Below are 12326 nucleotides of genomic sequence, written 5' to 3'. Positions count from 1 at the left end.
CGCCTCTTATTTGTTTCGGTTGCACATCGGGAAGCCAAGGGCTTCACGGGACGCGTAGTAAGCTTCTGCAACGGCTTTGGTCAGGGTACGAATACGCAGAATGTAGCGCTGACGTTCAGTCACGGAGATGGCTTTGCGGGCGTCCAGCAGGTTGAAGCTGTGGGCGGCCTTCAGAATACGCTCGTAGGCAGGCAGCGGCAGCGGAGTCTCCAGCGCCAGCAGCTGCTGCGCTTCTTTCTCATACTGCTCGAAGCAGGTGAACAGGAAGTCCACGTCCGCGTATTCGAAGTTATAAGTGGATTGCTCCACTTCGTTCTGATGGAACACGTCGCCGTAGGTGGTTTTACCCAGCGGGCCGTCGCTCCAGACCAGGTCGTAAACGCTGTCTACGCCCTGAATGTACATGGCCAGACGTTCCAGACCGTAGGTGATCTCACCGGTGATCGGCTTACATTCCAGACCGCCCACCTGCTGGAAGTAGGTGAACTGGGTCACTTCCATGCCGTTCAGCCACACTTCCCAACCAAGACCCCAGGCACCCAGCGTTGGGTTTTCCCAGTTATCTTCCACGAAACGGATGTCGTGGATGGTAGGATCCATACCCAGCTCTTTCAGCGACCCGAGGTACAGTTCCTGAATATTGTCGGGTGATGGCTTAATCACCACCTGGAACTGATAGTAATGCTGCAGACGGTTCGGGTTTTCACCGTAACGACCATCGGTCGGACGACGGGAAGGCTGCACATACGCGGTCGCCATTGGCTCTGGCCCCAACGCGCGCAGGCTGGTCATCGGGTGTGAAGTGCCGGCGCCGACTTCCATGTCCAAAGGTTGAACAATGGTACAGCCCTGACGAGCCCAGTAATCCTGTAAGGTCAGGATCAGGCCCTGGAAGGTCTTGGTATCAAACTTTTGCATAGTATTTCGTGCTGGATACGTGTGGTTTTAAATGGAAGGGACCAGTATACCCGCTGGCTGCAAGATATACAGTACGAAACGGGGTTGTTTAGGGAAAATTGGGAAATAAGCCTTCCGGCCAGAACGCTGACGGCGTCTGGCTGTTGATTATCCGAGCAGGCTAGCGCATGGAGAGGTGTAAAAACTGACCGTCCGCATCAAACGAGCAGACAAAGCCCTCTTTACGCGACGTATGGCCCCGCAGCTCATAGCTGCCCTGAAAACGTTCAAAACCGGTAACGTCAATTTTCTGCACGTCCGAGTTATAGCGGCGAGCGGCCCGATCTTTACAGAGCGCTTCCATATTCAGTGATCGTTCCGGGCTCATTTTACCCTGCTGCGCTTTTTGCACAGGTGCTTCCTGTGGCGCACTGCATCCCGCCAGTATGCACAGCAGAAAGAGTGACGCCACACGCTTCATCATCATTTTTATTACCGCCCTGGTCAGTGGCTGTTATTTTTAGTATCAACGCTTTTATAGATTATGGTCCGGCATTCTGCGAATCTCGTGGCCTCCCGACAAGCCTGCGGAATAAAACTCAGAATTTTCCAAACGAAGACATTTGGACAATGGGAGTCACACTCAATTTACAGGGAATACGAGGAACTGATGCAGTCAAAAATTAACTGGATTGATAACCTGCGAGGAATAGCCTGTCTGATGGTGGTCATGATCCACACGACGACCTGGTACGTCACGAATGCGCACAGCATCAGCCCCGTTAACTGGGATATCGCCAATATTCTCAACTCTGCGTCGCGGGTCAGCGTGCCGCTGTTCTTTATGATTTCCGGCTTTCTCTTTTTTGGTGAACGCAGCGCGCAGCCAAGGCACTTCATCCGCATCGCGGCCTGCCTGGGGTTCTACAGCGCCGTTGCCTTGCTCTATATCACTCTGTTTACCTCAATAAACGCCGGACTATCGCTAAAATACGTGCTGCAAAAGCCGGTGTTCTACCACCTGTGGTTCTTCTTCGCCATTATCGTGATCTATCTGGTCTCCCCCCTCATTCAGGTGAAAAACGTCAGCGGAAAAATGCTTCTGGCCCTGATGGTGGTGATTGGCATTGTCGCCAACCCAAATACGGTCTCGCAGAAAATCGACGGTTTTGAGTGGTTGCCGGTCAACCTTTATATCAACGGCGATACCTTCTATTACGTGCTTTACGGCATGCTGGGGCGCGCCATCGGAATGATGGACACGCAAAAACGTGGTCTGAACTGGCTCTGCGGGGCACTGTTTATCGCTGGCGTGGCGGTGATTTCACGCGGGACGCTGCATGAGCTTCAATGGCGCGGTAATTTTGCCGATACCTGGTATCTCTACTGCGGGCCGATGGTCTTTATCTGTGCCGTATCGCTGCTCACGCTCGTTAAAAACACCCTGAATGCGCGTCCCCTTCCCGTACTGAGCGTCATTTCACGACACTCTCTCGGGATTTACGGTTTTCACGCGCTGGTGATCCACGCGCTTCGGACAAGAGGCGTTGAGCTTAAAAGCTGGCCGGTGCTGGATATCGTCTGGATTTTTGCCGCGACCCTGGCGATCAGCCTGCTGCTGTCGATGCTGCTGCAAAAAATCGACACTCGCCACTTCGTCAGCTAATGCTTCGCTGCCGGGCGCGATGGTACTGGCGCGGGGAGGAAAACCCTGCCGCCAGTGAAGCCTGCTCCACGCCGCGCCCCTGCAATAGCCACTGCTCCGCCACCGCCAGACGCAGCTGCTCCAGATAATCGCGAACGCTAATCCCTAAATGTGACTGAAAAAGCCGGGTGAGATGGCGCGGGCTGACGTGCGCCAGCGCGGCGATATCAGGCAAGCTCCACGTTTTTTGTGGCTCGGCCGTGAGCGCATCCTGCGCCCGATGAATCGCCGGATGAAGATGATTGCGGTAGCGTAGCCACGGGGAGAGCTGGGGATCGTCACCGGAACGGCGGAACCAGACCACCATCTCGCGCGCCACGGCCAGCGCCTTTTCGGGACCGCACAGGCGGTTAATCATATGCAGCGCCAGATCGATGCCAGACGTGATCCCCGCGCTGGTCCAGATGTTCTCATCCTGCACAAAGATGCGGTTTTCTTTAATCGTCGCTGTGGGGGCTGCGGTGCGTAAACGACTGATAACGTCATGGTGGGTTGTACACTGCCGGTTGTTCAGCAGGCCCGATTTCGCCGCCAGCAGCGCGCCAGAACAGACGCACATCACCGTGATATCCCGGCGCTGAATAATCGGCTGCAGGTGCATCAGCCAGTGCTGTATCCGTAACGCCTGTGGTGTCGAAAACTGAGCGCGGGAGTCGCTCACGCCGGGCAATACCAGCAGGCTCCCCTCAGGAAGCCTTTCCGGTAGCGGCTGAATGCCGCTCATCGTCAGGCCTATCGACGTCGGAACGTCCGGTTGCGGCCCAATGTAATGCAGACGAAACGCGTCGCCAGCCAGCACAAAGGTCTCTGCCGGGCCCGTCATATCTAATGACAGCACCCCGGGCAACATGACGAACCAGACGTCGATGGGCATTACAGTGACTCCAGCGTCTCCGCTACCGTTTTAATGTCGGCAAAACGCCCGGACAGTACCGTTTCGGTACGGTGGCGAATTTCCGCTGCACTCAGGGTAATGCCCCTGTACGTCATGGGGAACGTCAGCGTGGCCTCGCTAACAAAGGTCACAGCATAACCCAGATCGGATGCCACCCGGGCGGTGGTTTCGCAGCATTGCTCCGTGCGAATGCCGCAGATAATCACACTATTGATATCACGCTCGCGCAGCCAGCGATCGAGCCCGGTATCCGTGAAGGCATTATGGACGTGTTTCTGGAAAATCACATCTGGCTGATGACGCAAAAAGGCCATGGGTTTAACAAAGCCGCTTTGCAGCGTGAAGGGGCCGTCTTCATCCACATGGAAAATATCAACGACCGGAATACCGCGCGCCTGGCAGCCTTCAATCAGCCCCAGCATCGCCTGCTGAAAGGCAGGAATGTCGTCCTCCTGCCAGTAATTGCGATGATGGAACGACTGCTGAGTATCAATATTGATGAGTGCAATGCGTGACATGGTGGATCTCCTCGCCAGTGGGTGTGACACCATACTGGCAAGGAAATAAAGGCACGCACAGACCAAAAAAGGACATCCTCGTGCCGCGGTCGGACAAGCGTGTTTACGACATCAGCGGCAGCAGTTGCTGATAGATTTTACGGAATACCGCGCGCCTTTCCGCGTACCGCGCATGGTTTGTCGCGTCAGGGAAATGCGCCTGCTCAAGGGTAAGCTGCGGCAGCAGTTGCGAAATCGGTTGTTCCGGATGAATGGCTATCTGCGCCAGACGCGCGGCGCCGAGCGCGGGGCCTACATCCCCTCCCGTACGAAAATCCAGCTGCAACCCGCTGATATCCGAAAGCATTTGCCGCCAGTAAGGGCTTCGCGCACCGCCGCCAATCAGGGTGACGCTTGCGGGTTTCAGGCCGCAGTCATGGACCACGTCCATTCCGTCGGCCAGCGCATACCCCACCCCTTCCAGAACCGCACGCGCCAGTTCTGCCGGGCCATGCTGATGGGTTAAGCCAAAGAACACCCCTTTCGCTTCCGGGTTGTTGTGCGGCGTACGTTCTCCAGAAAGATACGGTAAAAACCAGACGGCACCCGCAGCGTCATCCGCCTGCTGTGCTGCGGCAATCAACGCAGGAACATCAGCCATCCCGGTCAGTTTCGCCGCCCAGTCCAGGCAGGACGCCGCGCTCAGCATCACCGACATCAAATGCCATTTTCCCGGAAGCGCATGACAGAAACTGTGCACAGCGCTTTCGGGATTACTGCGATAGCCGTCGCTGACGGCAAAATAGACGCCAGAGGTTCCCAGAGACAGCATCGCCTGCCCTGCCTCAACCATGCCGACGCCCACGGCACCCGCAGCGTTGTCACCGCCCCCGGCAACCACCGGTACGGCAGGCATATTCCAGCGTTCCGCAACGTCTGGCAGCAATGTGCCTGTTACCTCGCTACCTTCGAACAGCGCGGGCATGTGTTCACGGGTCAGGTGGCAGGCATCCAGCATCGCCTCGCTCCAGTCACGTTTCGCCACGTCGAGCCACATCGTGCCTGCGGCATCGGACATGTCGGAAGCAAAATCGCCCGTCATACGAAAGCGCAGATAGTCTTTCGGTAGCAGGACTTTCGCCACCTGCCGGAAAATCTCCGGCTCGTGTCGCTGCACCCACAGCAGCTTGGGCGCGGTAAAGCCGGGCATCATCAGGTTGCCGGTGATCGCGCGGGAAGTGGGTACGCGCGCCTCAAGAAGCGCACACTCTTCCGCACAACGGCCGTCATTCCAGAGGATCGCAGGACGCAACACGCGATGCTCGCTGTCCAGCAAGGTTGCACCGTGCATTTGCCCGGCAATCCCCAGCGCTTTCACGTCACGCAGAGAATGCTGTTCACCTAACGCCTTGATTGCACGATCCGTTGCCTGCCACCACTGCTCCGGGTCTTGTTCCGACCACAGCGGATGCGGACGTGAAACCTGCAGCTTTTCCGTCTGCGTTGCTAACACCTCGCCCTGTTCGCTTAACAGGATGGCTTTCACACCCGATGTGCCAAGATCGATCCCGATATACATTACGGTGACTCCTTTAACAGAAATGCCCGGTGGCGCTAACGCTTACCGGGCCTACGTGCTGTTATTTATCGAACAGGTAGTGATTGACCAGATTTTCCAACAGCTCCTGGTGCCCGCTCTGGTGCTGCGGCGCCAGCTGATGTTGTTCAGCGTACTTCGCGATGTCCGCAAGTGATAACTGACCTTTCAAAATTTGCTGGCCCAGCTCACTGTTCCAGCCGCTGTAACGCTTCGCCACGCGTTTATCGAGCTCGCCGTCTTCAATCATACGAGCCGCCACTTTCAACGCCAGCGCCATGGTGTCCATCGCACCAATGTGGCCGTAGAACAGATCGTATTTGTCGGTGCTCTGGCGACGCACTTTGGCGTCAAAGTTCAGGCCGCCGGTAGTGAAACCACCCGCTTTGATGATTTCGTACATCACCAGCGCATTCTCTTCCACGCTGTTCGGGAACTGGTCTGTGTCCCAGCCCAGTTGCGCGTCGCCGCGGTTAGCATCGACCGAGCCGAAGATGCCCAGCGCAATCGCAGACGCGATCTCGTGGTGGAAAGAGTGGCCCGCCAGCGTGGCGTGGTTGGCTTCAATGTTCACTTTAATCTCTTTTTCCAGACCGAACTGCTTCAGGAAGCCATACACCGTCGCCACGTCGTAGTCATACTGGTGCTTGGTCGGTTCCTGCGGTTTCGGCTCGATCAGCAGCGTGCCGCGGAAGCCGATTTTGTGCTTATGGTCGACAACCATCTGCATAAAGCGGCCAATCTGCTCGCGCTCCTGACGCAGATCGGTGTTGAGCAGGGTTTCATAGCCTTCACGGCCACCCCAGAGGACATAGTTTTCGCCGCCCAGCTGATGCGTGGCATTCATTGCCGTCACCACCTGCGTGGCTGCCCAGCTAAACACTTCCGGATCCGGGTTGGTTGCCGCACCCGCGCCGTAGCGTGGGTTAGTGAAGCAGTTTGCTGTGCCCCAGAGCAGCTTCACGCCGCTTTGCTGCTGTTTTGCAGCCAGTACATCCACCATCTGCGCAAAGTTGTTCAGATACTCTTTCAGCGATGCGCCTTCCGGTGACACGTCGACGTCATGGAAGCAGTAGTACGGCACGTTCAGCTTGTGGAAGAACTCAAACGCCACATCGGCTTTGCGCTTTGCCAGTTCGATGGCCTCACCCGGCTGCTGCCATGGGCGGTCAAAGGATCCCACGCCGAACATATCGGCACCGTTCCAGCAGAAGGTATGCCAGTAACAGGCGGCAAAGCGCAGATGATCTTCCATGCGCTTACCCAGCACCAGCTCATCCGGGTTGTAGTGACGAAATGCTAAAGGATTGGTCGTTTTCGGGCCTTCGTAACGAACACGATCGAGTTGGTCGAAATAAGCTTGCATATTGAGCTCCATAATCAGGGTATGCGGCGAGTCGTTGATACAGGAGTAATAGTGAATAGACATTTTGGGTTGCTCAATTACGTTATTTCACACTGCTATTGAGAGAATGCACAACTGTGCGCTGGCTCGCAAAATAATGCGCAGACAAACTATTTTTCGGCGCGGATTCCAGAATCAAATGTAATTAAGACGTTACGTATTTTAAAATCCGATCGCGGTCATAAATTCAGAAATAAACCAAATATCGTAATGAGAAGATAAAAATCTGTAATTGCCAGCCCGCCTTTCCGCGTTAAAAATTTGCTGCGTCTCAGCAGTGAATGTTTCTTTTATCTCAGCAACACATACCCCTACAAAAAGGCCTAATAATTATGAAGATAAAGAACCTGACCCTAACGCTCTGCACTACGCTCCTGCTTGCCAGTTTTGCCGGTCATGCCAAAGAGGTCAAAATTGGCATGGCGATTGACGACCTGCGCCTGGAGCGCTGGCAAAAAGATCGCGATATCTTTGTAAAAAAAGCGGAATCCCTCGGCGCAAACGTGTTTGTTCAGTCGGCTAACGGCAACGAAGAAACGCAAATGTCGCAGATCGAGAATATGATTAACCGCGGCGTCGATGTGCTGGTCATTATCCCCTATAACGGCCAGGTATTAAGTAACGTGGTGAAAGAAGCCAAACAAGAAGGCATAAAAGTGCTGGCTTATGACCGCATGATTAATAATGCGGACATTGATTATTATATTTCGTTCGATAATGAAAAAGTCGGCGAATTACAGGCACAAAGCCTGATCGACAAAGTGCCTCAGGGCAATTATTTCCTGATGGGCGGCTCTCCGGTGGATAACAACGCCAAGCTGTTCCGCGAAGGGCAAATGAAGGTCCTTAAACCGTACATCGACAACGGGAAAATTAAAGTGGTTGGCGATCAATGGGCCGACGGCTGGCTGCCAGAAAACGCGCTGAAGATTATGGAAAATGCGCTGACGGCCAACAACAACAAAATTGATGCGGTTGTGGCCTCTAACGATGCCACCGCAGGCGGTGCGATTCAGGCATTAAGCGCCCAGGGGCTGGCGGGTAAAGTCGCCATTTCTGGACAGGACGCCGATCTGGCTGGCGTAAAACGCATTATCGCAGGCACCCAAACCATGACGGTCTACAAACCGATTACCGAGCTTGCCAATACGGCGGCGGAAATCGCCGTGGAACTGGGCAATGGCAAGCAACCTAAAGCAGACGCAACGCTGAATAACGGGCTGAAAGACGTTCCGGCTCGCCTGCTCACCCCTCTTGAAGTCAATAAAGAGAACATTGACGCCACCGTCATTAAAGACGGCTTCCACAAGAAGAGCGAACTGTAATCCGGCGCTGCCCCTGCTTTGCGGGGGCGCATCACGTTGTACTGTTCTTCCCTCGGTTTATGTGGAGCAGTTATGCCTTATTTACTTGAAATGAAAAGCATCACCAAGCGCTTCGGCACGGTGAAAGCCGTCGATAACGTCAGTCTCCGGTTGAACCCCGGCGAAGTCGTTTCGCTGTGTGGCGAGAACGGCTCAGGCAAGTCAACGTTGATGAAAGTGTTGTGCGGGATCTACCCGTATGGCAGTTACGAAGGCGAAATCGTTTTTGCTGGCGAAGTTATCCAGGCGACTCACATTCGTGATACCGAACGTAAAGGCATCGCCATCATCCACCAGGAACTGGCGCTGGTGAAGCATCTCACCGTGCTGGAGAACATTTTCCTTGGGGCCGAAATTTCCCGCCACGGCGTGCTGGATTACGACACCATGACGCTACGTTGTGAAAAGCTGCTCGCGCAGGTGAGCCTCAGCATTTCACCGGATACCCGCGTGGGCGACCTGGGACTGGGGCAACAGCAGCTGGTTGAAATCGCTAAAGCGCTCAATAAACAGGTCAGGCTGCTGATCCTTGATGAGCCCACGGCCTCACTCACCGAACAGGAAACTGCGGTACTGCTCGATATCATTCGCGATCTGCAAAATCACGGCATCGCCTGCATCTACATTTCGCACAAGCTGAACGAGGTTAAAGCCATTTCGGACACCATCTGCGTGATCCGCGACGGGCAGCACATCGGCACGCGTGAAGCCGCGGGCATGAGTGAAGATGACATCATCACCATGATGGTAGGACGCGAGCTGACGGCGCTCTACCCGAATGAGCCTCACACCAAAGGTGATGAAGTGTTGCGCGTGGAAAATCTGACCGCGTGGCACCCTGTTAACCGCCATATCAAGCGTGTGAATAACGTCTCGTTTTCTCTGCACAGCGGCGAAATCCTCGGTATCGCCGGGTTAGTCGGCGCCGGGCGCACGGAGGCCGTACAGTGTCTGTTTGGCGTGTGGCCAGGGCGATGGGAGGGCACGATTTATATCGACGGCCAGCCGGTGAAAATCGACAACTGCCAGCAGGCGATCGCCCGCGGCATTGCCATGGTGCCGGAAGACCGCAAAAAAGACGGCATCGTGCCGGTTATGGCGGTGGGGAAAAACATTACGCTGGCGGCGCTCGATCGCTTCTCCGGCGCGCTGAGCAGCCTGGACGATGCCGCCGAGCAGCAGTGCATCCTTCAGTCACTCGCCCGGCTGAAGGTCAAAACCTCCTCACCGGAACTGGCCATTGGCCGCCTGAGCGGCGGCAACCAGCAGAAGGCGATTCTGGCGCGCTGCCTGCTTCTCAATCCACGCATATTAATCCTTGATGAGCCGACGCGCGGAATTGATATCGGTGCCAAATATGAAATCTACAAACTGATTAATCAGCTTGTACAGCAAGGGATTGCCGTCATTGTCATTTCGTCTGAGTTACCCGAAGTGCTCGGCCTGAGCGACCGTGTACTGGTCATGCACGAGGGAAAACTGAAAGCCAACCTGATTAACCAGAACCTGACGCAGGAGCAGGTGATGGAAGCCGCTTTAAGGAGCGAACGTCATGTCGAAAAGCAACCCGTCTGATATCAAAGTCGCCGTTCCGACGCCCGGTGCGTTCGCAGGGCTAAAAGCGCTGAACCTGCAGGTTTTCGTGATGATCGCGGCGATTATCGTCATCATGCTCTTTTTTACCTGGATGACCGATGGTTCGTACCTCAGCGCGCGTAACGTCTCTAACCTGCTCCGCCAGACCGCTATCACCGGCATTCTGGCCGTCGGTATGGTTTTCGTGATTATCTCCGCGGAAATCGATCTGTCGGTCGGTTCAATGATGGGGCTCCTCGGCGGTGTGGCGGCGATTTTTGACGTCTGGCTCGGCTGGCCGCTGCCGCTGACCGTGGCGGTCACGTTGGTATTGGGGCTGGTACTGGGGGCCTGGAACGGCTGGTGGGTAGCCTACCGTAAAGTGCCGTCGTTCATTGTCACCCTGGCGGGGATGCTGGCCTTCCGTGGGATCTTAATCGGCATTACTAACGGCACCACCGTCTCCCCGACCAGCGCGGCCATGTCGCAGATTGGTCAGAGCTACCTCCCGGATGGTGTGGGCTTTACCATCGGCGTGGCGGGATTGCTGGCATTTGTCGCGTGGCAGTGGCGTGGACGCATGCGTCGTCAGGCGCTGGGGCTGGCGTCGCCAGCATCCACGTCGGTGGTGGGACGTCAGACGCTCACTGCCGTCATTGTGCTGGGCGCCATCTGGCTTTTAAACGACTATCGCGGTGTTCCGACCCCCGTGCTGCTGCTGACGCTTTTGCTGCTGGGCGGCATGTTTATGGCCACGCGCACCGCGTTTGGCCGCCGTATTTATGCCATCGGCGGCAACCTTGAGGCTGCCCGCCTCTCGGGCATTAACGTTGAACGCACCAAACTCGCGGTCTTCGCCATTAACGGCCTGATGGTCGCCATCGCCGGGTTGATCCTCAGCTCGCGTCTGGGGGCGGGTTCCCCCTCTGCCGGTAACATCGCCGAGCTGGATGCTATCGCCGCCTGCGTTATTGGCGGTACCAGCCTCGCAGGGGGTATCGGCAGCGTCGCGGGCGCGGTGATGGGGGCATTTATCATGGCGTCGTTGGATAACGGGATGAGTATGATGGACGTCCCGACGTTTTGGCAGTATATCGTCAAGGGGGCCATTCTTTTACTGGCAGTCTGGATGGACTCGGCCACCAAGCGACGGGCCTGATAACGGTATTGTGACTTAATTGGGAAGTGAGCCATGTTTGAAAAGCGTCACCGCATTACGTTGTTATTCAATGCCAACAAAGCCTACGACCGTCAGGTGGTAGAAGGCGTGGGTGAATATTTGCAGGCGTCGCAATCCGAGTGGGATATCTTTATTGAGGAAGATTTTCGCACCCGTCTGGAGAACATCAAAGACTGGCTGGGCGATGGCGTTATCGCCGACTATGACGACCCCGTCATTGAGCAACTGCTGACCGACGTCGACGTTCCAATCGTGGGCGTCGGCGGCTCCTACCATTCGCCCGAACACTATCCGCCGGTTCACTATATCGCCACCGACAACCATGCCCTGGTCGAGGCCGCGTTTCTCCATTTAAAAGAGAAAGGCGTCCATCGCTTCGCGTTTTATGGTTTACCCGCCACCAGTGGCAAGCGCTGGGCCGTAGAGCGTGAGCACGCGTTTTGCCAGTTGGTCGCACAGGAGAAGTATCGCGGCGTGGTCTATCAGGGGCTGGAAACCGCCCCGGAAAACTGGCAGCACGCGCAGAACCGTCTCGCTGACTGGCTGCAAACGCTGCCGCCGCAAACCGGCATTATTGCCGTGACGGACGCCCGCGCGCGGCACGTGCTGCAGGTCTGCGAACACTTACACATTCCGGTGCCCGAAAAACTGTGCGTGATTGGCATCGATAACGAAGAGCTTACCCGCTACCTGTCCCGCGTGGCGCTCTCGTCCGTTGCCCAGGGCACGCGTCAGATGGGCTATCAGGCGGCAAAGCTGCTGCATCGCCTGCTGGATAAAGAATCTCTGCCGCTTCAGCGCCTGCTGGTGCCACCGGTTCGCGTCGTAGAACGTCGCTCAACCGATTATCGCTCCTTAAGCGACCCGGCCGTCATTCAGGCCATGCACTATATTCGCAACCACGCCTGCAAAGGGATTAAGGTCGATCAGGTGCTGGATTCGGTGGGCATTTCGCGTTCGAATCTGGAGAAGCGCTTCAAAGAAGAGGTGGGCGAAACCATTCATGCCGTTATCCATGCTGAAAAGCTGGAGAAAGCACGCAGCCTGCTCATCTCCACGTCGCTGTCGATCAACGAAATCTCGCAGATGTGCGGTTACCCGTCGCTGCAATATTTTTATTCGGTGTTTCGCAAAGAGTATGACACCACGCCGAAAGAGTACCGGGATCGCCACAGCGAGGTGCTGATCTAGAAAAGAAAACGCCTTCCGGT

11 protein-coding genes are annotated in these 12326 nt (G+C 55.9%); 5 read left to right on the top strand and 6 right to left on the bottom strand.

From position 1 onward, the window contains the following. Nucleotides 1-6: 6 nt before the first annotated feature. Both glyQ and ACMGGQ_RS22010 read right to left on the bottom strand, forming a co-directional pair. The gene (glyQ, locus tag ACMGGQ_RS22015; protein ID WP_003860141.1) at nt 7-918 is read right to left on the bottom strand and encodes a glycine--tRNA ligase subunit alpha; all 912 of its coding nucleotides are present in this window, start codon (nt 916-918) and stop codon (nt 7-9) included. Between the two features lie 160 nt (nt 919-1078). Beyond that, the gene (locus tag ACMGGQ_RS22010; RefSeq protein ID WP_420290513.1) at nt 1079-1384 is read right to left on the bottom strand and encodes a YsaB family lipoprotein; all 306 of its coding nucleotides are present in this window, start codon (nt 1382-1384) and stop codon (nt 1079-1081) included. Nucleotides 1385-1567: 183 nt separating this feature from the next. On the opposite strand from ACMGGQ_RS22010, the gene ACMGGQ_RS22005 reads away from it, so the two are divergent. Next, on the top strand, nt 1568-2563 hold the full coding sequence (locus ACMGGQ_RS22005; protein ID WP_414455885.1) for an acyltransferase: 996 nt from the start codon (nt 1568-1570) through the stop codon (nt 2561-2563). On the opposite strand, the gene ACMGGQ_RS22000 is transcribed toward ACMGGQ_RS22005, so the two are convergent. The 4 genes from ACMGGQ_RS22000 to xylA all read right to left on the bottom strand — a co-directional run bounded on the left by ACMGGQ_RS22000 (nt 2556) and on the right by xylA (nt 6957). Then, nucleotides 2556-3476, bottom strand: coding sequence for a GlxA family transcriptional regulator (locus tag ACMGGQ_RS22000; protein WP_414455884.1), 921 nt, complete (start codon nt 3474-3476; stop codon nt 2556-2558). The genes ACMGGQ_RS22005 and ACMGGQ_RS22000 overlap by 8 nt on opposite strands. Further along, the gene (locus tag ACMGGQ_RS21995; RefSeq protein ID WP_262780866.1) at nt 3476-4015 is read right to left on the bottom strand and encodes an isochorismatase family protein; all 540 of its coding nucleotides are present in this window, start codon (nt 4013-4015) and stop codon (nt 3476-3478) included. Before ACMGGQ_RS21995 ends, ACMGGQ_RS22000 begins: the two co-directional genes overlap by 1 nt. A 103-nt stretch (nt 4016-4118) precedes the next feature. Further along, the gene (gene xylB, locus ACMGGQ_RS21990) at nt 4119-5573 is read right to left on the bottom strand and encodes a xylulokinase (RefSeq protein WP_420290512.1); all 1455 of its coding nucleotides are present in this window, start codon (nt 5571-5573) and stop codon (nt 4119-4121) included. A gap of 61 nt (nt 5574-5634) precedes the next feature. Next, the gene (xylA, locus tag ACMGGQ_RS21985) at nt 5635-6957 is read right to left on the bottom strand and encodes a xylose isomerase (protein WP_086374966.1); all 1323 of its coding nucleotides are present in this window, start codon (nt 6955-6957) and stop codon (nt 5635-5637) included. Between the two features lie 371 nt (nt 6958-7328). On the opposite strand from xylA, the gene xylF reads away from it, so the two are divergent. From xylF to xylR, 4 genes are all read left to right on the top strand, one after another. Further along, complete coding sequence (gene xylF / locus ACMGGQ_RS21980; protein ID WP_420290511.1) at nt 7329-8321, top strand: D-xylose ABC transporter substrate-binding protein; 993 nt, start codon at nt 7329-7331, stop codon at nt 8319-8321. 72 nt (nt 8322-8393) lie between these two features. After that, complete coding sequence (locus ACMGGQ_RS21975) at nt 8394-9935, top strand: xylose ABC transporter ATP-binding protein (RefSeq protein ID WP_111967672.1); 1542 nt, start codon at nt 8394-8396, stop codon at nt 9933-9935. After that, on the top strand, nt 9913-11094 hold the full coding sequence (gene xylH / locus ACMGGQ_RS21970; protein WP_229226531.1) for a xylose ABC transporter permease XylH: 1182 nt from the start codon (nt 9913-9915) through the stop codon (nt 11092-11094). Before ACMGGQ_RS21975 ends, xylH begins: the two co-directional genes overlap by 23 nt. Nucleotides 11095-11127: 33 nt before the next feature. Beyond that, nucleotides 11128-12306, top strand: coding sequence for a D-xylose utilization transcriptional activator XylR (xylR, locus tag ACMGGQ_RS21965; RefSeq protein ID WP_021242460.1), 1179 nt, complete (start codon nt 11128-11130; stop codon nt 12304-12306). Nucleotides 12307-12326: the final 20 nt, after the last annotated feature.

The sequence above is a fragment of the Enterobacter sp. BNK-13 genome, assembly GCF_048685015.1.
In the GTDB taxonomy this organism is placed as follows: domain Bacteria; phylum Pseudomonadota; class Gammaproteobacteria; order Enterobacterales; family Enterobacteriaceae; genus Enterobacter; species Enterobacter quasiroggenkampii.
The sequence above is the reverse complement of the archived record's forward strand: the minus strand, read 5'-3'. Positions and strand labels throughout refer to the sequence as shown.

Bases quoted from the DNA above. Each gene is read 5' to 3' on its own strand.
- glyQ (WP_003860141.1), bottom strand. From the start codon at position 918: ATGCAAAAGTTTGATACCAAGACCTTCCAGGGCCTGATCCTGACCTTA.
- ACMGGQ_RS22010 (WP_420290513.1), bottom strand. From the start codon at position 1,384: ATGATGATGAAGCGTGTGGCGTCACTCTTTCTGCTGTGCATACTGGCG.
- ACMGGQ_RS22005 (WP_414455885.1), top strand. From the start codon at position 1,568: ATGCAGTCAAAAATTAACTGGATTGATAACCTGCGAGGAATAGCCTGT.
- ACMGGQ_RS22000 (WP_414455884.1), bottom strand. From the start codon at position 3,476: ATGCCCATCGACGTCTGGTTCGTCATGTTGCCCGGGGTGCTGTCATTA.
- ACMGGQ_RS21995 (WP_262780866.1), bottom strand. From the start codon at position 4,015: ATGTCACGCATTGCACTCATCAATATTGATACTCAGCAGTCGTTCCAT.
- xylB (WP_420290512.1), bottom strand. From the start codon at position 5,573: ATGTATATCGGGATCGATCTTGGCACATCGGGTGTGAAAGCCATCCTG.
- xylA (WP_086374966.1), bottom strand. From the start codon at position 6,957: ATGCAAGCTTATTTCGACCAACTCGATCGTGTTCGTTACGAAGGCCCG.
- xylF (WP_420290511.1), top strand. From the start codon at position 7,329: ATGAAGATAAAGAACCTGACCCTAACGCTCTGCACTACGCTCCTGCTT.
- ACMGGQ_RS21975 (WP_111967672.1), top strand. From the start codon at position 8,394: ATGCCTTATTTACTTGAAATGAAAAGCATCACCAAGCGCTTCGGCACG.
- xylH (WP_229226531.1), top strand. From the start codon at position 9,913: ATGTCGAAAAGCAACCCGTCTGATATCAAAGTCGCCGTTCCGACGCCC.
- xylR (WP_021242460.1), top strand. From the start codon at position 11,128: ATGTTTGAAAAGCGTCACCGCATTACGTTGTTATTCAATGCCAACAAA.